Source organism: Apilactobacillus apisilvae, from assembly GCF_023380225.1.
In the GTDB taxonomy this organism is placed as follows: domain Bacteria; phylum Bacillota; class Bacilli; order Lactobacillales; family Lactobacillaceae; genus Apilactobacillus; species Apilactobacillus apisilvae.
Genome location: NZ_CP093362.1, coordinates 618,400 through 639,482, shown reverse-complemented (window position 1 = coordinate 639,482; position 21,083 = coordinate 618,400). Strand labels below are relative to the sequence as shown.

Genomic DNA, 21,083 nt, shown 5'->3' with positions numbered 1-21,083 from the left:
GCTATTCAATGTCTGAAAAAATAAGTAAAGACACCGTAAGTCATGTTGCTTCATTGGCTAAATTAGAATTAACAGATGAACAACTACCTTATTTTACCGATCAATTAGATAATATCATGGGAATTTTCGACTCATTAAATGAGGTTGATACTAATGATATTGAACCAACATTTAGTGTAACTGATCAAATTAATGTTATGAGAGAAGACGTTGCTGACAACTGGGGAGAAAGAGATCAATTATTGAAAAATGCTCCTGACGTTGCTGATGGTCTAATCCGAACACCTACAATTATTGATGAAAGTGAGGATTAATAGATGAACTTTTTAGGAAAAGATATTGCTAGTATCCATGAAAGTTTAGTTAAAGGCGATGTTACTGCTGAAGAATTAACTAAAGAAGCTATTCAAAATACTAAAAATAATGAAAAAGATATTAATGCATTTATTACAATCGATGAAGAAAATGCAATTAAACGTGCTCAAGAAATTGATAAGCGCGGTATTAATCCAGATAATGTACTATCAGGTATTCCAGTAGCAATGAAAGATAATATGCTAACTAAGGGTGTTTTAACCTCAGCTGGTTCAAAGATGTTATCTAATTTTAAACCGATTATTAATGGAACTGCTGTAAATAAGATGCTAGATGCAGATACTGTTAGCATTGGTAAAACTAATATGGACGAATTTGCTATGGGAAGTTCTACTGAAACATCATATTATGGTGACACTAACAATCCCTGGAATTTAGATAAAGTTCCTGGTGGTTCTTCTGGTGGATCAGCAGCTTCTGTGGCTGCTGGTGATGTTTTAGCAGCTTTAGGTTCAGATACAGGTGGATCCATTAGACAACCAGCTGCATTTAATGGAATTGTAGGTATGAAACCTACATATGGTCGTGTTTCTAGATGGGGATTAATTGCTTTTGCATCTAGTTTTGATCAAATTGGTCCCTTAACTAATAATGTTTATGATAATGCACTAGTTTTAAATGCTATTGCTGGACATGATGAACATGATTTAACTAGTTCAGACAAAGAAGTACCTGATTTCACTAAGGACATTGATGCAGGTGTTAAGGGTATGAAGATTGGTTTACCTAAAGAATACCTTGGTGAAGGTGTTAGTGAAGATGTCCGTAATTCTATCCAAGCTGCTGCAGATAAGTATCGTGAAATGGGTGCAACTGTTGAAGAAGTATCTTTACCACATAGTAAATATGGAGTAGCTGCTTACTACATCATTGCTCCTTCAGAAGCATCTTCTAATTTACAAAGATTTGATGGAATCCGTTATGGATATCGTTCTGAAGCTGCTAAAAATCTTGAACAGTTATATGTAAAAAGTCGTTCAGAAGGTTTTGGTGACGAAGTAAAACGTCGTATTATGTTAGGAACTTATTCATTATCAGCTGGCTTCTTTGATGCTTACTTCAAGAAAGCCGCTGAAGTAAGAACATTAATAACAAAGGATTTTCAAAATGTATTCCAAGATTATGATTTAATTCTTACACCAACTACACCAACGACAGCATTTGGTAAAGATGAAAACAAAGATCCTTTAACTATGTATATGAATGATGTTTTAACTATTCCTGTCAATATGGCTGGATTACCTGGAATGTCATTACCTGCTGGGTTCTCAAATGAACTTCCAATTGGAATGCAATTGATCGGTAAGCCATTTGATGAAACTACTATGTATAAAGCTGCCTATGCTTTTGAACAAAATACTGATTTTCATAATCAATATCCTAAGATTGGAGGAGACAAATAATGAATTTCGAAACTACAATTGGGCTAGAAGTCCATGTTGAATTAAAGACTAACTCTAAAATTTTTAGTCCTTCTCCTGTTGGTTATGGTGCAGAATCTAACCTAAATACTAATGTTATTGATTGGGGATATCCTGGTGTTTTGCCTACTACCAATAAAGGAGTAGTTAAGGATGGTATTATTGCTGCTTTAGCTTTACATGCTAATGTAAACCAACATCCTCATTTTGATCGTAAAAATTACTTTTATCCTGATAATCCTAAAGCTTATCAAATTACTCAACAAGATACCCCAGATGCAACTGATGGTTGGATTGAAATTGAAGTTGATGGTAAAAAGAAGAAAATTGGGATTGATGAAATGCATATTGAAGAAGATGCTGGTAAAAATAGTCATGGTAAGAATTACTCTTACGTTGATTTGAACCGTCAAGGGACTCCTTTAATTGAAATTGTTTCAAAGCCTGATATTGCATCTCCAGATGAAGCTTATGCTTATCTTGAAGCCTTAAGACAAAGAATTCTTTTCACTGGCATTTCTGATGTTAAGATGGAAGAAGGTTCTATGCGTGTTGACGTTAATATCTCAATTCGACCATATGGACAAAAAGAATTTGGTACTAAGGTGGAATTAAAAAACCTAAACTCATTTAACTATGTTCGTAAAGGTTTAGCTTACGAAGAAAAACGTCAACGTCAAATTTTAATGTCTGGTGGTAAGATTCAACAACAAACTAGACGTTTTGATGAAAATAACGGTACTACCATTTTAATGCGTGTTAAGGAAGGTTCTGATGATTATAGATATTTCCCAGAACCTGATCTACCATCTCTAAATATTTCAGATAAGTGGATTAATGAAATCAATTCTAATATTCCCGAAATGCCTAATAATCGTCGTGAGCGTTACGTTAATAAATTAGGTTTAACCGACTATGATGCAATGGTATTAACACAAACAAAAGAAATGTCTGATTTCTTTGATAATATGATTGAATTAGGTGCTGATCCTAAAATGGCATCTAATTATTTACAAGGTAATGTCAATGCATACCTAAATGATAAGCAAGTTGATTTATCTGAGACTGAAATCACTCCAGAAAACTTAACTACTATGATTAAGTTAATTGAAGATAAGACAATTTCTAGTAAAATGGCTAAGAAAGTATTTAAAGGAATTACTGAGGGTAAAGAGCCTAAGAAATTTGTTAACGATAATGGAATGGTTCAATTATCTGATCCAGCCAAATTACAACCAATTATCGATGATGTATTATCAAATAATCCACAATCCATTGAGGATTTTCATAATGGTAAAGATCGTGCAATTGGTTTCTTAGTTGGTCAAATTATGAAACAAACTCGTGGTAAAGCTAATCCACAGGTTGTAAATAAATTATTAATGGCTTCAATGAATAAATAATAGGATTAGGGGAATTTAGAATGCAAAAAAGAGCACGTGTAATATACAATCCAACATCTGGACGTGAAGCGTTAAAACAGAATATGATTGATATACTCGGTGTTTTTGAAAAAGCTGGTTTTGAAACTAGTGCATACGCTACAACTCCTAAACCATTTTCAGCAAGGGATGAAGCTAAAAGAGTTAGTTTAGCTGGCTTTGATTTAGTTGTTGCTGCTGGTGGCGATGGTACTATTAATGAAATTATTAATGGAATTGCGCCTTTAGAAAAACGTCCCCAGTTGGCTATTATTCCTGCTGGAACAACTAATGATTTTGCTAGAGCATTGCATATTCCTAGAGAAAATCCAGTTGCTGCTGCTAAAATTGTTTTAAAGAAACAAAATTTTAAAATGGATATTGGTAAAGCTGCTAATAAGTATTTCGTTAATATTGCTGGTGGAGGATTGCTAACTGAATTAACTTATGATGTTCCTTCAGAATTAAAAACTATTTTTGGTTATTTAGCATATCTTGTAAGGGGTGCTGAATTATTACCTAGAATAAAGCCCATTGATATGGACTTAGAATATGATGGTGGTCATTTCAAAGGCAAAGCCTCAATGTTTTTATTAGCAATGACTAACTCGATTGGTGGATTAGAGCAAATTGTCCCAGATGCTAGATTAGATGATGGTAATTTTACAATGATTATTGTTAAAACTAGTAATATTGTTGAAATTGTTCAACTTTTGGCCAAAGTCATTAGTGGTGGTCGTCATATAAATGATCCTAGAATCATTTATACTAAAACTAGTAAATTAATTGCTAATCCAATTAAAGATAAAATGCAAATTAATCTAGATGGAGAATATGGTGGAGATGCACCAATGACATTTAAAGATTTAAAACAACACATCGAAGTATATGCAAATATGGATGAAATGCCTACAAAATCAATTAGTTATGATGAAGTAAAAGTTGAAAAAAAATTTATTGATAAAGTTGATAAATTATCTTAATTTATTTTTAAAATGAAAAGTTTTGTTGTATTATATGATAAAGATACGACAAAACTTTTTTGTTTACTAAAGGGGAAAATATGAAAAATAAAGCACCAGTAGAAAAAAATGAAACTTATGATGTTAATATTATTGATTTAACATATCAGGGAATGGGATTAGCTAAAATAAATGATTTTTCAATTTTTATTGAAAATACCTTGCCCGGCGAAGAAGCTACAATTAAGGTTATTAAGGTTAACAAAAATTTTGGCTTTGGTAAGTTAATTAAGTTAATTAAATCATCTAAATATAGAGTTGAAAGTGTTGATAAAGATTATACTAGAACTGGTATTGCGCCGTTACAACATTTGAAATATGATGCTCAGTTGCAATTTAAACAAAATCAAATTCAACAGTTATTTGATAAAGCCAAAATGGGAATTAAGGTACTTCCAACTATTGGTATGGAAACACCTAATCATTATCGTAATAAAGCACAAATTCCCGTTAAGAAGATTAATGGTCAATTAGAAACAGGTTTTTATCGCCAACACTCTCATGACTTGGTACCAATTGAAGATTTCTATATTCAAGACCCAGAAATCGATAAAGCGATTGTTGTAGTTAGAGATATTTTAAGAAAATATCATGTTTCTCCTTATGATGAAGTTAATCATAGTGGAGTTATTCGAAATATTATGGTTAGACGCGGTCATTACAGTCATCAAATTATGATTGGTTTGATTACTCGTACTAAAAAGCTACCAATGGTTGATATGATTACTAAAGAAATTTCTCAATCATTACCAGAAGTTAAGAGTATTATGCAAAATATTAATTTAACCGATGGAAATGCATTAATGGGTAAAAAAACTATTTGCTTATATGGTAGCTCACATATTGAAGATAATTTATTAGGATTAAAATTTTATATTTCATTAACTTCTTTTTATCAAGTTAATCCAATTCAAACTGAAAAATTATATTCATTAGCAGTTGAAAAAGCTAATTTAGATGGCACCCAAAATGTTATTGATGCTTATTGTGGAATTGGTACAATTTCATTAGCAATGGCCAAAAAAGCCAAAATGGTTTATGGTGTTGAAATTGTTAAGGAAGCAATTGAAGACGCTAAAATTAATGCACAAAAGAATCATATAAATAATGCTAAGTTTGTTACTGGCAAAGCTGAAGATCAAATGGAAAAATGGCAATCACAAGGTCTAAAACCAGATGTAATTGTTGTTGACCCACCACGTAAGGGACTTGCATCATCATTTATTGATAGTGCAGCTAAGTTTGCACCTAAGCGAATTGTTTATGTTTCATGTAATCCATCTACATTGGTTCGTGATGCTAGAAGATTAGCAGATTATGGTTATGAAATATCTGAACCAGTTCAACCAGTTGATCAATTTCCTCAAACTGTGCATATTGAATCAGTTACTGTTTTTGAAAAGAAATAAAAAAAGATTGAAGATATTTCTTCAATCTTTTTTAGTTTAGTTTTTATTTAGATGTCTTTGTTGTAAATAATAAACTGGAACTCCGATTAATGTTAGTAAAATACCAATTACTGCTAGCGTAGTTTGAGCTATAATCGTAGCAAATAAGATAAAAATACCACCTATTAGAGCAATAATAGGGATGATGGGATACCATGGAACTTTATATGGTCTAATCATTTCAGGTTCTTTATGACGAAGTTTAAATACCGCAATGAATAATAGACAGTTAAATATCCACATAACAAATACTAACATATCAGTTAGTAAATCAAAGCTCCCAGCAAAAATCATAATGATAGCAATTAATAATTGGAAAATACCAGCAACGTAAGGTACTAAAGTCTTTTTTGTTAACTTAGTAAATGCTTCACTAAATGGTAATGATTTAGTTTTACCCATTGCATATGGAATTCTCATTCCACTAAGGGTATATCCATTTAATGATCCATATACCGAAATCAAAATACCAATAGTAACTAATTTACCACCAAATTCTCCAAATAATTTAATGGCTGCTTCAGATGCAGTATTTTGATTACCAGCAATTTGATCAATTGGTAATGTTTTTAGAAATACAACATTAATTAATGTATAGATTATAGTAATAAAACTTAATCCTAAAATAATAGCTTTTGGTAAATTCTTCTTAGGATTTTTAATTTCCCCAGCGACATCACAAACACCAATCCATCCATCATAAGCAAACATAGTGGCTAATAATCCTGATCCAAAAGCTGTCCATAAACCATCATGGTTAGTAGGGGCAATTGGGAATAATGATACATGAACTTCTCCAGGAATAAAGAATCCAATAATAGCAATAATAAAAATTGGAATTAGTTTAAAAATTAATGATACAGTTTGTACATTACCACTAATTTTCGAACCCATTAAGTTAATTAGTAAAATACTTAATGCACAGGTAATGGCAATTGGATTTAATAGACCACCTTGCAAATGAAAAAGATTAATTATTTGAGTGGAAAAAACAATCGATTCTGCCGCAATATTGGCTGGATAATAAATTAATATTTGTGCCCAACCCATTGAGAAACCAGTCAATGGACCATAAGTGTAATCTAAATATTTAATGGCTCCACCAGTTTTAGGAATTGCTGCCGCTAATTCAGAAACTGTTAATCCAGCACAAATTGTTAAGAGTCCACCAACAATCCATGCTAATACAGTTAATGTAAAGGAATGTGTGCTTTGTACAACACTAGCGGTTTTAAAAAATACACCACCACCAATTACAGTTCCCATAACTGTTGCTAATGCAGCCATCATTCCTATACCGCGTTTTAATTCATTTTCTTGCACTATTTTTTCCTCCAATAGTTTTTAATAAAAAAAGGCTGATGCTAAAGCATCAAACCACATTTTTATTTATTTGTTTTTTGCAATATCATGCTTACGTTGAAATTCAGCAATATTTTTATATTCACTTTGTAATTGACGACTTAAGCGGATATAAATTGGAACTAATTCACGATATGCTTCATAATTTTCGGGCTTAGGTTTAAGAGCATTAGTAATACCGACAAAGTTTTTAACATCAGCTAAGTCATCAATAATTCCTAAACTGTACATTCCAAGAGTTGCAGCACCTAAGGCAGTACCTTCGAAACTTTCTGGAATATTAACGTCTTGTTCAAAGATATCGGCTAACATTTGACGCCATAATCCTGAACGAGCAAATCCACCAGTTGCTTGAATGCTTGTTGGTGCACCCACAACTTCTTCTAGTGCTAAACTTACTGTATATAAGTTATATACAATGCCTTCTAGTGCAGCACGAATCATATGTGCTCTAGTATGAATTCTAGTGAGACCAAAGAAAGATCCACGTGCATTCGCATCCCAGATAGGTGCTCTTTCACCACCCAAGAATGGATGGAAAATCAATCCATCTGAACCTGCAGGAACTTGTTCTGCAATTTTAGTTAATAAATCGTAAGGATCCATATTTAATTGCTCAGCAGTAACTTTTTCCGGAGCACATAGTTGGTTTTTAACCCAACGGAAAACAATCCCACCATTATTAACTGGACCACCAACAACCCATTTACCAGGTGATAGATAGTAGCAGAATACACGGCCTTTAGGATCAATCTTAGGTTTATCAGTTACAACACGCACAGCACCAGAAGTACCGATAGTAACAGCTACTACACCAGGATTAATTGCATCAACACCTAGGTTAGCTAGAGGACCATCAGAAGCACCAATGACAAAAGGAACATTTTCATCAATACCAATTACTTTAGCATATGCTTTATTTAAACCTTTTAATTGATAAGTTGTATCAACTAATTCAGGAAGTTGGTCTCTAGAAACACCAGTTAGTTTAAGGGCTTCTTCATCCCAGTCCATATTGAAGATATTAAACATACCGGTTGCATTAGCAATTGAGTAGTCTTCTTTTAATTCACCAAATAGTTTATATAAAATATATTCTTTAATTCCGACAAACCAACTTGCTTTGTCATATAATTCTTTTTTATGATCCCTAATCCACATAATCTTAGTTAATGGAGTCATGGGATGAACTGGGGTACCAGTTCTTTCATATAGTTCTTTTGCTTTACCGGATTCTTTCAATTGATCAGCATAATCAACGGAACGATTATCTGCCCAAGTAACTGCACGAGTTAATGGTTTATGGTTTTCATCTAATAAAATTAAACTGTGCATTGCACATGAAAATGATACTCCTTTTAGAGTACCATGTTTTAAGTCAGCTTTTCTTAAAACTGATGTAAGACCTGAAATCATAGCAGAGAAAATTTCTTCTGGATCTTCTTCGGCCATATCAGGGGTATCTTGATACAAAGGATATCCATTATTTGAGTAACCTTTAACGTTACCTTCAGTGTCATATAATAGGGTTTTAACACTGGTAGTACCAATATCTACACCTATGATGTAGTTCATATTTAAACTTCCTTTCGGTATTAACAGAATAAAATTATTTATTCACTAACTATTTAATAGCGGTTACTATTATAATGAAATTGTAAATAAAAGTCATTATTGAATTATTGTTTAACGCTTTCATTATATTGAAAACAAAGGTTCTATTCAAGTTATTTAAGTAGTTTTATAATAAATTATAAATTAGTTTTTATTAAGTAAGGTGATTTACAATCCAAACTAGAAAAGAATTATATCATTTAAAAAATAATAAACATCATAGACTTATATTTATAATTATTATTTTATTAATAATTATGCTTACTTACATTAGTATTAATATTTACCATAATCAAACTAAAAATAATTACGCAGTAAAGGGTGTTCTTGTCAGCCAATATGATGGTTATATTGATTTTGTATCTTTAGCTAATGATAATCAAAAATTTGTTTATATTAGGGCTAGTCAGGGATCTACATATACTGATGATAACTTTTATGATAATTTTAGTCGTAGTCAAGGATCAGGGATGCAAATAGGTGCCTATCATGTTTTTAGTACTCAAAGCAATATTAAAAGTCAATTAACCAATTTTACGAATGAAGTTGGCTCAAATTATGGTTCAATTCCTCCTTTAATAATGGCAAATAATAATTTAACCAATAAGCAAATTAATAGTCTATCTAAATTTTTGTACTTAGTTCATCATTATTATAATAGTGATATAGTCGTTAATACTAGTGAAAATATTTTTAATAAACTTTTAAAAAATGGCAAATCGTATCTTAGTCTATTCAGTTTAAATAAGCTATCTAGTTCGTCTTTTATATCAATTAGTAACAATAGTTCCATGAATATTGACGGTTCTAATGTATCATTGAATCAAGTTGCATTTAATGGTAATAAGAAAAGTTGGGAACATTATTTAATGAAAACACGTGATCAATAATTTTATCTGAAATAATCAGTGATATTTGGTAAAATTAAGTATTAATAATAAAAATAGGTGAAATAAATGTTACAGCAATTTGAAAAATATTTTAAAAAATTAGGTTATGAACAACCAACCTTAATTCAATCAAAAGTTTATCCGCTAATTGAAAAAAATCATAGTGTATTAGGATTATCTCCAACCGGTTCTGGTAAAACAGTCGCATTTTTAATGCCCAGTTTAGCTAATTTAAAGCCAAATGAAGGTAGTCAATTGATGATTATAGAACCATCACAAGAATTAGCTATTCAGACTGCTAGAATAGCTAGAAATTGGGCTAATCTTTTAGGCCTAAAAGTTTTGGCATTAACTGGTGGAGCTAATATTAAGCGACAAACCGAACGCTTAAAGAAGCATCCAGAAGTTATTGTTGGAACGGCCGGTCGTTTAAAAAACTTAATTGATGATAAAAAGTTAAAAACTCATTTATTTAAAACTTTGATTATTGATGAAGCTGATGATCTATTACAAGGTGAAACTTTAACGACTGTTAGAGAAATCGTTGATTCAATGATGTCTGAAATTCAACTAGAATTTTTTTCAGCTACCGAAACTGAAATTTTAAAAGAATTAGGCCATTGGTTTGGAAATCGTGAAATCCATATAATTGATGTGCGTTCTGAAGATCATACACAAGGTGAAGTTAAACATGGATTGATGCAAGTTTTACGTGGGAATCGTAATAAAATGTTAGCTCGTTTTCAACACATTTCTGAATTTAAAGCCTTAGTCTTTTTCAATCAAACTGTTGATTTGAATAAGACTTATAGTTATTTCATTCATAATCATTACACGGGTGTTGCTAAACTAACTAGTGATCAAAATCAAAATAAACGTGAAAAAGCAATGAATGATTTTCGATTAGGACGAATTAAGTTACTTTTTACTACTGATGTCGCTGCACGTGGATTAGATGTACCCAAGTTGCCAGCAGTTGTTAACTATGACTTACCTGATCAAGCAATTGAATATATTCATCGAGTTGGTCGTACTGGTCGAATGGGTGAGAATGGTTTAGTTATAAATTTTGGTGATGATCATGATTTAAGAGATCTAAAAAACTTATTAAAAGGATATGATTATGATTTAAATCCAATTTATTTCTTTAAAAATAAAATAGTGGATGAAATTCCAGAATCATTTATTAAAGCAGAAAAAGAACGTAAGCAACGTGAAGCAATTAAACGACAAGAAAATAAAAAAAGTGCGCAAAATAAAGTTATTCCTAGTCCTAAAAAAGTTAATCGGACTAAACATATTGAATCTAATCCTTCTAAAAAGAGTAAAAAGAAAAACAAGCATACTAAGAATAAAGGGATGCGCAAAAAGTGGCGTAATTTAGATAGTAGAAACTCTAAATAACTTTACATTGTGTTTATTAAATGCGACAATTATAATTGTTGTATATGGCCTCATAGCACAACTGGATAGGGCGACCGCCTCCTAAGCGGCTGATCTCGGTTCGATTCCGAGTGAGGTCATAAATAAAGAAGCTGTTCATTTAATTATGAACAGCTTCTTTTATTTTTATAAAAAATTTACATAAAATTTACATAAAAACCATATTATATTTACAAACGATTGTTATAATTTGTTTGTAATTTAGATTAAGTCTTATGGGGAGGCTTCATTATGTTAAATTTAAAAAAATTTATAGCTATTATTTCGGTCTTTATTATTTCTGGTGCATTGTTAACAGCTTGTGGCAGTAGTAGTTCTAAAACTAAAATTACGGTAGTAGGCTCTACGGCCTTACAACCACTAGTTGAAGAAACTGCTAATGAATATCAGGAAGGTAATAATAACGTTTCAATTACAGTTCAAGGTGGCGGATCAGGAACTGGACTTAGCCAATTACAATCAAAGGCTGTAACCATTGGTAATTCAGATGTATTTGCTGAAAATCAAAACGGAATTGATGCTAAAAAGATGATTGATCATAAAGTTGCTGTTGTTGGCATGGCACCAGTTTTGAATAAATCAATTGGTGTAAAAAATTTATCAATGAGTCAATTAAGAGCTATATTCACTGGTGAAATTCAGAATTGGAAACAAGTTGGTGGTAAAAATCAAAAGATTGAAGTTATTAATCGTGTTAAAGGTAGCGGTACTAGAGCAACTTTTGAAGATAATGTCTTAAAGGGAAAATCGGCGATTAAATCACAAGAACAAGATTCTAATGGTACGGTTAAAAGAATCGTTGCAAGTACACCTGGAGCAATTAGTTATTTAGCATTTTCTTTTATTGATAAAACATTGCAACCTGTATCTATTGATAATATTCAACCTAATGATAAAAATGTAGAAGATAACTCTTGGAAAATCTGGTCTTATGAACATATGTATACTAATAAAGATATTAATAAAGAGACTAAAAAATTTTTAGAATATGTTCAATCAAAGAATGTGCAAAATTCATTGGTTAAAAAGTTAGGTTACATTAGTATTCATAATATGAAAGTTACTAAAGATGATAAAAACAAAATTATTGAATAGTTTTTAACAAAATGATGAAACTAATCATTTTAAATTATGGAGGTTTATCTATGGAGATAAAGAAAAAACTATTAATGCCATCCAAAGAAACTAGGCAAGATAGATTAGGCAAAGGAATTAGTTATTTAAGCATTGGTTTTATTATTTTATTAGTTACATTAATTCTTTATTTCATAATTTCAAAGGGGTTATCTACATTTACTACTAATAATATTAATATTTTAGATTTTTTAACTAAGCAAGACTGGTCTCCATCATCGATTGGAAAAGATGGTAAACCTGAGGTTGGTGCTTTACCAATGATTGTGACATCTTTTGGGGTAACCATTTTTTCAGCATTATTAGCAACTCCATTTGCAATTGCAATCGGTATTTACATGTCAGTCATAGCTCCTAAAAGAGGTCGTAAATTTTTACAAATAATTATTGAAATGTTAGTTGGAATTCCATCAGTAGTTTATGGATTCTTAGGATTAACAATTATTGTACCAATTGTGAGAAATATTTTTGGCGGAACAGGTTTTGGTATTTTGTCAGCCACATTGGTTTTATTCGTAATGGTGTTACCAACAATCACTTCATTAACTGTTGACAGTTTGAATGCTGTTCCTAAGTACCTCTCCGATGCTTCTTTGGCATTAGGTGCTACTCGTTGGCAAACCATTTATAAAGTTATTTTAAGGTCAGCAACACCGGGAATTTTAACAGCTATTATCTTTGGAATGGCAAGAGCTTTTGGTGAAGCATTAGCAGTTCAAATGGTGATTGGAAATGCTACGCTAATGCCTAAAAGCCTATTGACTCCATCTTCAACATTAACTAGTCAGTTAACAACTGGAATTGGTAATACAGTAATGGGCACTCTCGGAAACAATGCACTATGGTCTTTGGCATTAGTATTGTTATTAATGTCACTAGTATTTAATATTATTGTCAAAATGATTGGAAAGCGAGGTAATCTAAAATAATGAATCCAAAGACAACTAATAAAATTGCAATTGGTGTTATTTACTCATTTGTAGCATTAGTGGTTGCAATTTTAATATCATTAATTGGTTATATTTTGGTTACTGGAGTTCCACATATTTCTTGGCACTTCTTAACCGCAAAATCTCAATCATTTTTAGCAGGTGGCGGAATTAGAGATCAGTTATTTAATTCAGTTTACTTATTATTTTTAACATTATTGTTATCTTTTCCAATTGCTTTAGGATCTGGAATTTATTTGGCAGAATATGCTCCAAAAAATTGGATTACTGATGTTATTAGAACGACAATTGAAGTCCTAAGCTCATTGCCTTCAGTAGTAGTTGGATTATTTTGTTACCTATTATTCGTAGTTCAAATGCATATTGGATTCTCAATTCTGTCTGGTGCCATTGCACTAACATTCTTTAATTTACCTTTATTAACAAGAAATATTGAAGATTCACTAAAATCAGTTTCTAATCTACAAAGGGAGGCTGGTTTATCATTAGGTTTATCGAACTGGAAAACAATCATGGGGATTGTTTTACCAGCTGCAGTTCCTGGAATTATTACTGGAATTATTTTAAGTGCTGGAAGAGTTTTTGGTGAGGCAGCTGCATTAATTTACACAGCTGGTCAAAGTGCACCAATTATTGATTATGCAAACTGGAATATCTTTTCTGATAATAGTTTTTTAAATCCAATGCGACCAGCCGAAACTTTAGCCGTTCATATTTGGAAAGTTAATTCTGAAGGAATTACCCCAGATGCTAATCTAGTTTCTAGTGGATCATCAGCAGTTTTAATTATTGTAATACTAATCTTTAATTTATCGGCCCATTGGTTAGGTCGTCTTTTGTATAAGAAAATGACTTCTAATAGTTAAATGAGGGATATCAATGAAAACATATAACTTAAATGAAAATTTTATCGCCAAGTTTGATAACGAAAAAGCAATTGCTGCAAAAAAAATCAATGTATTTTATGGTACTCATCATTCAATTTTTAATGCTGATTTAGAATTTCCTCGATTTAGTATTACTGCGCTAATCGGTTCATCTGGATCTGGAAAATCAACTTTTCTAAGATGCTTAAATCGGATGAATGACACAGTCGCAAAAGTTGATGGTAATATTATGTACCGTGATGTAGATATCAATACTAAAGGAGTTAATGTTTACGAAGTTAGAAAACATATTGGAATGGTTTTTCAAAGACCAAACCCATTTGCTAAAACAATTCGTGATAATATAACGTTTGCCTTAAAAAAACATGGTATTAAAAATAAAAATGAATTGAATCAAAGAGTGGAAAGTAGCTTAAAAGAAGCGGCTTTATGGGATGAAGTTAAAGATAAATTGGATAAAAGTGCTTTATCACTTTCAGGTGGACAAGCCCAAAGACTATGTATTGCTAGAACCATTGCAATGAAACCTGATATTTTATTATTAGATGAGCCTGCAAGTGCTTTAGATCCGATATCGACCTCTAAAGTAGAAGAAACTCTCAAAAATTTAAAAGATAAATATACAGTAATCATTGTTACTCATAATATGCAACAAGCATCACGAGTTAGTGATTATACAGCCTTTTTTCATTCTGGACACGTTTTAGAATTTGATAAGACTGCTAACATTTTTACAAACCCTAAAATTAAAGCGACTGAAGATTATATTTCTGGTAATTTTGGATAGGTGATAACATGACAAGTATTTTACAAACAGAAAACGTTCATTTATATTACGGTGAATCTGAGGCCTTGCATGGTTTTGATTTAAGTTTTAATGAAAATGAAATTACCGCACTAATTGGTCCATCTGGTTGTGGAAAATCAACTTTCTTGAGATGCTTGAATCGAATGAATGATTTAAGACCCAATGTGACAATTAATGGCAGCTTTAAGTTTCAAGACGAAGATATTTATGCACCATCAACTGATTTAACCGAGTTACGTAAAAATATCGGGATGGTTTTTCAACAACCTAATCCATTTCCTTTTTCTGTGTATGATAATGTAGCTTACGGTTTAAAAATATCAGGAATGAAGGATAAAGATAAAATTGATAAAATCGTTGAAAATAGTTTAAAAGAAGCTGCCATTTGGGATGAAGTTAAAGATGATTTAAATAAAAGTGCATTATCTTTTTCAGGTGGACAACAGCAAAGAATTTGCATCGCCAGAGTTTTAGCGGTAAAGCCTAAAATTATCTTGATGGATGAACCTACCAGTGCATTGGATCCAATTTCTAGTTCTAAAATTGAAGATACTTTAGTTAATTTGAAAAAAGATTTTACTATTATTATGGTTACTCATAATATGCAACAAGCTTCTAGAATTTCTGATAAGACTGCATTTTTATTAAACGGTGATTTAATTGAATACGATTCAACCAAAAAAATGTTTATTAATCCTAATAAGCAAAAAACTAGTGATTATTTAAATGGTGAATTTGGATAGGGGGAAATTATTATGAATGAATCATTCTTAAATGAACTAAAAAAATTACAACGTACCTATATGAAGATGGGGATTACAGTTAGCGATCAAATTTATCAGTCAATTAAATCATTTACTGATAATGATCAAGTTTTGGCTAACAAAATTGTTAAAAAAGATAGTAAAATTAATGATGAAGAAGTTGATTTAGAAAAAGAATCACTTAATTTAATAGCATTAAAGCAACCAGTCGCTAATAATTTTAGAGCAATTATATCATTATTGAAGGCCAGTTCGGATTTAGAAAGAATTGGTGATCATGCCTCAACTATTGCTCGTGAAACATTACGTTTGAACACCAAGAATAGAATGCCGGATGTTAATGAAGCAATTAATCAAATGTCATTAAAAATTCGAGGAATGTTAGAATATTCTTTAGATGCTTATGTTCATGAAGATGAACAGGCAGCTCGTTTGATAGCTGAAGAAGATTTATTAATTGATAAAAAGTTTGTTTTAGCTAAAAATATTATTATTGATAATATTGAAAAAGATCAAAATAAAATTGAACTAGTTACTAGTTATTTAATGGTTGTTAGATTACTTGAAAGAATTGGCGATCATATAGTTAATTTATCTGAATGGATTGTTTATAATGCAACAGGCAAGATAGTTGAGTTAAATCCTGGTAAAATAGAGCCAGAGCTAATTGCTAAGGAATTAAAACAAGAACTAAAATAACCAGGAAGTGAACTATTTCTATGAAGAACATTTTATTAATTACGAATAACTTGAAGCTATCATCTCAAATTAGTAATTTAGCAGCTAATAATGGTATATTTATTAGTAATTTAAATAATATTAATTTAGAGGATATAAATTTTTTTCTTAAAAAGGATAATATTATAGCTATTATTTATGATTTATCCATCGTAGATAGCTTTAAAGATAATATTGATGTAATTAAAAAAATTAGAAGTAGTTTTACTAAGCCAATTATTATTGTTTCAAATAAGTATAATGAAGACCATGAGCAAGAACTTTTTGATTTAAAGATTGATGACTATATTTCTTCTGTATTAACTGCTAAACGAATTTTAAAACGTACTTTTCATAAAATTGAGTTGTATACCTACCTAATCAATAATGAATCGCAAAAAATTCGTAAAGAAACTTATAAAAATTTTGAAATAAGCTTAAAATATTTTCAAGTTAAATATCGTGAAAAAAAATTGGATTTAACACCTAAAGAATTTAACATTTTTTATTACATGGTTAGACACAATAATCAGGTTTTGAGCAGAGAACAAATTTTTAGCGGAGTATGGAGAGAAGATAGAAATAATTCTGATATTTTTATTTCATCTAGGATTGTTGATATGCATGTTAGTCATTTAAGAGATAAATTAAAATCATTGCCCGGTAATGAAGTTAATATAAAGACTGTTAGAGGATTTGGATATATTTTAAACTAAAATAAAAGGACACCTTTTTTGAACTGCCTTACAAAAGTTAATCATTTAAAAATAACTTTTATAAGGAACTCCATTATAAGGTGTCCTTTTTATCTTTTTATTTTAAAGAAATGCAGTAGTAGTTGCAGCTGCAATAATGAAAACTAAACCTAAAATAGTAATAATTAGTTCTTTGTTAGTCTTGTTTTCATGCAAGAAGTAAATACCAGTTAATGTGGCTAGAACTACAGATGTTTGTGAAAGCACAAATCCAGTAGCTAAACCATTCATATTTGGTTGAGCAGAAATTAAGTATGTTAATGCAGCAAAGGCAAAGAAGAAGCCAGAAATAATTTGTAAGTAGGATTCTTTTTGTTTAAAAATATTGTTGTTTTTAACATTTATTAAACAATAAATTAAAGCGGTTAAGAACATCCCTAAAGCTTGTGGTAGGAAAGCTTCTTTACCATTAATTTGAGCAGCTTGTGGTGCGGCAGAATATAACCAATAACCGATTACACCAATCAATAATAATCCAACAGCCTTTTTTAAATTAGTTGAACTTTGTGCATCTGAATGTTCTTGCCAAGCAGTCATAGTTGCACCAATTATAATTACAATTAAAGCAATAAATCCAATGATTCTGTTGGAAGTGCCTTGCCAATTACCTAGTGCAAAAACTCCCCATAGTGCAGTAACAATTAATTGTAAAGCAGTTGTAATAGGCATTACACGAGAAGATCCAATCAACTTAAATGATTTAAATGACATAATTTGACCAAATGACCATCCAGCACCAGATAATAATGATAAGAGGAATTTTGTTCCAGTTGGCATATTATTTCCAGATATCAATAAATAAATAAAAGCAAAAATCAAGGTACCAAGAGTAGCACCAAAAATTTGATTAGTTGGTTTACCCCCAAATTTGGCAGATACAGTTGGGAATAATCCCCATCCTAATAATGGCCCTAGGCCAATTAATAAAGCAATAGCGCTCAAAGTTATTCCTCCTCAATAATATTTATTTGAAATAAGTAGATATTTAAAAATAATATCATAAATACTATTCATTAGATATACAAAATGCTTGAAAAGTACAATACAGTGATATGTATTCTAATTTATTTTTTTAATTAATGAAAACGATTTCATTAAGTTTATAAATATGATAATATTACTTTATTGATATTATAAAACGCTTTCACAAAAAAAACAAAGGAAAGGTTAGGTATAATCAAATGCCATTTGTTGTTTTAGTATTAGGAATATTGTTATTATTATTTTTAATTATTAAATGTAAATTGAATACATTTATTTCATTAATAGTTACTTCAGTCTTAGTGGCTTTAGGTTTAGGAATGAATCCAGCTAATATTGCTACTTCTATTAAAAATGGAATTGGTGGATCGTTAGGTGAACTAGTTATTGTTTTTGGTTTTGGAGCAATGATTGGTCGACTAGTTTCCGATGCTGGAGGTTCTTATCGAATTGCTAGAACTCTTATTAGTTGGTTTGGTAAAAGAAAATTGCAATTTGCAATTGTAGTAGCTTCTTTTATTATTGGTATGTCATTATTCTTTGAGGTAGGTTTAGTTTTATTGACACCAATTGTTTTTGCGGTTGCTCTAGAAGCTGAAGTTCCATTTGTTTATTTAGGAATTCCAATGGCTGCCGCTTTATCTGCAACTCAAGGATTTTTACCGCCACAACCAGCACCAACTGCGGTTGCTTCTGCTTTAGGCGCTAACATTGGTCAAATGTTATTATTGGGCATTATTGTTGCAATTCCAGGAGTTATTGTTGCTGGACCAATTTTTACTAAATTAGCTAAAAAATTTGCTCCTGAAACATTTGTCGTAAAAAAATCATTACCAGCTTTTGGTGAAATTAAAGAATATGATTTGAAAGATACACCTAGTTTTGGAATGGCGGCCTTTACTTCTTTACTACCAGTTATTTTAATGGCTATTTCAACAGTTTATGATATGTTGTTTAATGGTGGTAAAGCACAACCTAATCCACATGGATTAGATGCATTTGTTTCAATGATTGGGAACCCAGTAATTGCTATGATTGTGACGTTGCTGTTTGCAATTTGGTCAATGGGATTCCGTCGTGGTAAAAAGATGGAAGACATTACTAATACTGTTACTGAAGCTATTAAATCTATTGCGATGTTATTGATGGTAATTGGTGGAGGATCAGCTTTTAAACAAATTTTAATTGATGGTGGAGTAGGTAAAGCAGTTCAACAAATGATGGCACATGCTAATTTATCTCCAATCCTTTTAGGATGGTTGATTGCTGTGATTTTAAGAGTTTCTCTTGGATCAGCTACAGTTGCTGGAATGACTGCCGCCGGGTTAGTTACACCTTTAATGCATTCACTAAACGTTAATCCAGTATTAATGGCTTTAGCAATTGGGGCAGGTTCATTGGCTGCTTCACATGTTAATGATGCTGGCTTTTGGATGTTTAAAGAATATTTTGATTTAAGTGTAAAACAAACTTTAAAAATTTGGACTACTTTAGAAACATTAATATCCGTTATCGGATTACTAATGGTATTGCTATTAAGTCTATTTATTCATTAAGACTAAAAAAAGCTAATCACAATTGTGATTAGCTTTTTATTTATCATGATTTATAAAAACAATAAACTTAGACCAGAAGTAGTTAAAAATAATTACTAAAATTTGAGCAAGAATTTTTACTACATTAAAACTACCATGCATTAATGTTTGACCAACCCAAATAATAGCTTCTTCTAATATCCATGAAGTTACTCGACCTAAAGTGAATGATTTCATTTCAGTAAGCACTTCTTGCCAAGTATTTGCTTTAGAATGAAACACCCATTTACGATTAGTAAAGAAAGCGAATAATACACTAGCAAACCAAGCAATTGCTGTATTCCAAAAAATATTTACGTTAGTATACTGATTTAATAGAAATGCAACAATTAAATCAACAACGGTTGTAAGTACTCCCCAAAATAAGTATGCGATAACTTCTTTATTGTTTTTAAATAATTGGATTAAAAATTTCAATTTATTTTTTCTCTTTTACAATATATTTTGGACGATGCTTTGTTTCTAAATATATTTTACCAATATAATTACCAACAATCCCTAAACAGAATAGCTGAATTCCATTAATTAGTAAAATTATTGATACCATTGAAGGCCATCCGGCAACAGAACCACCTAAAAGAATAGCTCTAAAGATAACAAAAATTAAACCTAAAATTGATAGGAAAAATGAGGTTCCACCGACCCAAGTAGCTATCTTTAATGGTACATCAGAAAAGTCGACAATTCCTTCTAAAGAATACTCTAATAGTTGATATAATGACCAATGAGAAGTTCCTGCAGCACGTTCAACACCATCATATTCAATGTATTTTGTATTAAATCCAACCCAACTAAAAATTCCTTTAGTAAATCGATTATATTCTTTAAGTTTTAAAACATTATCAACATATTGTCTAGTCATTAAACGATAATCTCTGACATTTTGTTTAATTTCCACATCTGACATTTTGTTAATTATCTTATAAAAACTGGAAGAAAGAAATGCTCTAATGGGATTTTGTTTTCTAGTTTTTTGAACACAACCAACAACATCATAGTTATCTTCTTTTATGTACTTAATCATTTTAGGTAGTAGTGCAGGTGGATCTTGTAAATCCACATCCATAACAGCAACATAGTCGCCACCAACATTATCTAGACCAGCAGCCATTGCAGATTCTTTACCAAAATTTCTAGAAAATGACACGTAGTGAACATCTTCATCTTTTTTATTTAAATTTTTAATAATACTTAAGGTTTTGTCAGAAGAACCATCATTAATAAACCAATATTCGTGATGGTAATTCAAATTATTTTGTTTCATTTCATGAAAAACGCGTTCTACTTCTTCGTAAAATAGTTCAATAGATGGTTCCTCATTATAACAAGGAACAATTAAACCGATAGTTTCCACTTTATTAACCTCCAAATTAATCTATGTTCATTTTACCATATCAATTGATTCTTTATACTTGTTTATTAAAAATTTAGTATATTAATATTAATTTTTAAAATCGGCATTTTTATATTCTTTTGTTATAATTAAAGTAATTAAT

At 30.8% G+C, this 21,083-nt stretch carries 20 protein-coding genes and 1 tRNA gene; 16 read left to right on the top strand and 5 right to left on the bottom strand.

What is annotated here, in order from left to right:
* The first annotated feature begins 8 nt into the window (after positions 1–8).
* The 5 genes from gatC (at position 9) to rlmD (ending at position 5,648) form a co-directional block, all read left to right on the top strand.
* Positions 9–314, top strand: a complete 306-nt coding sequence (gatC, locus tag MOO46_RS03290) for an Asp-tRNA(Asn)/Glu-tRNA(Gln) amidotransferase subunit GatC (RefSeq protein ID WP_249511567.1) — start codon at positions 9–11, stop codon at positions 312–314.
* 3 nt (positions 315–317) lie between these two features.
* Complete coding sequence (gatA, locus tag MOO46_RS03285; RefSeq protein ID WP_249511566.1) at positions 318–1,778, top strand: Asp-tRNA(Asn)/Glu-tRNA(Gln) amidotransferase subunit GatA; 1,461 nt, start codon at positions 318–320, stop codon at positions 1,776–1,778.
* Complete coding sequence (gatB, locus tag MOO46_RS03280; protein WP_249511565.1) at positions 1,778–3,199, top strand: Asp-tRNA(Asn)/Glu-tRNA(Gln) amidotransferase subunit GatB; 1,422 nt, start codon at positions 1,778–1,780, stop codon at positions 3,197–3,199. The genes gatA and gatB overlap by 1 nt, the downstream gene beginning before the upstream one ends.
* 20 nt (positions 3,200–3,219) lie before the next feature.
* A complete protein-coding gene (locus tag MOO46_RS03275) occupies positions 3,220–4,200 on the top strand; it encodes a diacylglycerol kinase (protein WP_249511564.1) in 981 nt (326 codons plus the stop codon).
* A gap of 80 nt (positions 4,201–4,280) precedes the next feature.
* On the top strand, positions 4,281–5,648 hold the full coding sequence (gene rlmD / locus MOO46_RS03270) for a 23S rRNA (uracil(1939)-C(5))-methyltransferase RlmD (protein WP_249511563.1): 1,368 nt from the start codon (positions 4,281–4,283) through the stop codon (positions 5,646–5,648).
* 36 nt (positions 5,649–5,684) lie between these two features.
* Here rlmD and MOO46_RS03265 read toward each other — a convergent pair whose 3' ends face one another.
* A complete protein-coding gene (locus tag MOO46_RS03265) occupies positions 5,685–7,010 on the bottom strand; it encodes an APC family permease (RefSeq protein WP_249511562.1) in 1,326 nt (441 codons plus the stop codon).
* A gap of 66 nt (positions 7,011–7,076) precedes the next feature.
* Positions 7,077–8,624 (bottom strand): gluconokinase, encoded by a 1,548-nt coding sequence (gene gntK, locus MOO46_RS03260; protein WP_249511561.1) that lies wholly within the window; start codon positions 8,622–8,624, stop codon positions 7,077–7,079.
* Positions 8,625–8,920: 296 nt separating this feature from the next.
* Here gntK and MOO46_RS03255 point away from each other — a divergent pair, with 296 nt between their 5' ends.
* The 10 genes from MOO46_RS03255 to MOO46_RS03210 all read left to right on the top strand — a co-directional run bounded on the left by MOO46_RS03255 (position 8,921) and on the right by MOO46_RS03210 (position 16,972).
* Positions 8,921–9,553, top strand: coding sequence for a GH25 family lysozyme (locus tag MOO46_RS03255; RefSeq protein WP_249511560.1), 633 nt, complete (start codon positions 8,921–8,923; stop codon positions 9,551–9,553).
* 66 nt (positions 9,554–9,619) lie between these two features.
* Entirely contained in the window at positions 9,620–10,957 is a 1,338-nt protein-coding gene (locus MOO46_RS03250; protein WP_249511559.1) for a DEAD/DEAH box helicase, read from the top strand.
* 46 nt (positions 10,958–11,003) lie between these two features.
* A tRNA-Arg gene (locus tag MOO46_RS03245) sits at positions 11,004–11,076 on the top strand.
* 151 nt (positions 11,077–11,227) lie between these two features.
* Positions 11,228–12,091: a phosphate ABC transporter substrate-binding protein PstS family protein gene (locus MOO46_RS03240; RefSeq protein ID WP_249511558.1), complete on the top strand. Its 864-nt coding sequence runs from the start codon at positions 11,228–11,230 to the stop codon at positions 12,089–12,091.
* Between the two features lie 50 nt (positions 12,092–12,141).
* A complete protein-coding gene (gene pstC / locus MOO46_RS03235) occupies positions 12,142–13,059 on the top strand; it encodes a phosphate ABC transporter permease subunit PstC (RefSeq protein WP_249511557.1) in 918 nt (305 codons plus the stop codon).
* Positions 13,059–13,946: a phosphate ABC transporter permease PstA gene (gene pstA / locus MOO46_RS03230; protein WP_249511556.1), complete on the top strand. Its 888-nt coding sequence runs from the start codon at positions 13,059–13,061 to the stop codon at positions 13,944–13,946. The genes pstC and pstA overlap by 1 nt, the downstream gene beginning before the upstream one ends.
* Positions 13,947–13,959: 13 nt before the next feature.
* On the top strand, positions 13,960–14,754 hold the full coding sequence (gene pstB / locus MOO46_RS03225) for a phosphate ABC transporter ATP-binding protein PstB (protein ID WP_249511555.1): 795 nt from the start codon (positions 13,960–13,962) through the stop codon (positions 14,752–14,754).
* 8 nt (positions 14,755–14,762) lie between these two features.
* Positions 14,763–15,518, top strand: a complete 756-nt coding sequence (gene pstB, locus MOO46_RS03220) for a phosphate ABC transporter ATP-binding protein PstB (protein ID WP_249511554.1) — start codon at positions 14,763–14,765, stop codon at positions 15,516–15,518.
* A 12-nt stretch (positions 15,519–15,530) separates the two neighbouring features.
* The gene (gene phoU, locus MOO46_RS03215) at positions 15,531–16,238 is read left to right on the top strand and encodes a phosphate signaling complex protein PhoU (RefSeq protein ID WP_249511553.1); all 708 of its coding nucleotides are present in this window, start codon (positions 15,531–15,533) and stop codon (positions 16,236–16,238) included.
* Positions 16,239–16,258: 20 nt separating this feature from the next.
* Positions 16,259–16,972 (top strand): winged helix-turn-helix transcriptional regulator, encoded by a 714-nt coding sequence (locus tag MOO46_RS03210; protein ID WP_249511552.1) that lies wholly within the window; start codon positions 16,259–16,261, stop codon positions 16,970–16,972.
* A gap of 102 nt (positions 16,973–17,074) precedes the next feature.
* Here MOO46_RS03210 and rbsU read toward each other — a convergent pair whose 3' ends face one another.
* Positions 17,075–17,953 (bottom strand): ribose/proton symporter RbsU, encoded by an 879-nt coding sequence (rbsU, locus tag MOO46_RS03205; RefSeq protein WP_249511551.1) that lies wholly within the window; start codon positions 17,951–17,953, stop codon positions 17,075–17,077.
* A 239-nt stretch (positions 17,954–18,192) separates the two neighbouring features.
* On the opposite strand from rbsU, the gene MOO46_RS03200 reads away from it, so the two are divergent.
* The gene (locus MOO46_RS03200; RefSeq protein WP_249511550.1) at positions 18,193–19,548 is read left to right on the top strand and encodes a gluconate:H+ symporter; all 1,356 of its coding nucleotides are present in this window, start codon (positions 18,193–18,195) and stop codon (positions 19,546–19,548) included.
* Positions 19,549–19,584: 36 nt separating this feature from the next.
* Here MOO46_RS03200 and MOO46_RS03195 read toward each other — a convergent pair whose 3' ends face one another.
* Both MOO46_RS03195 and MOO46_RS03190 read right to left on the bottom strand, forming a co-directional pair.
* Positions 19,585–20,004 (bottom strand): GtrA family protein, encoded by a 420-nt coding sequence (locus MOO46_RS03195; RefSeq protein ID WP_249511549.1) that lies wholly within the window; start codon positions 20,002–20,004, stop codon positions 19,585–19,587.
* Between the two features lies 1 nt (position 20,005).
* A complete protein-coding gene (locus tag MOO46_RS03190; protein WP_249511548.1) occupies positions 20,006–20,941 on the bottom strand; it encodes a glycosyltransferase family 2 protein in 936 nt (311 codons plus the stop codon).
* Positions 20,942–21,083 lie beyond the last annotated feature (142 nt).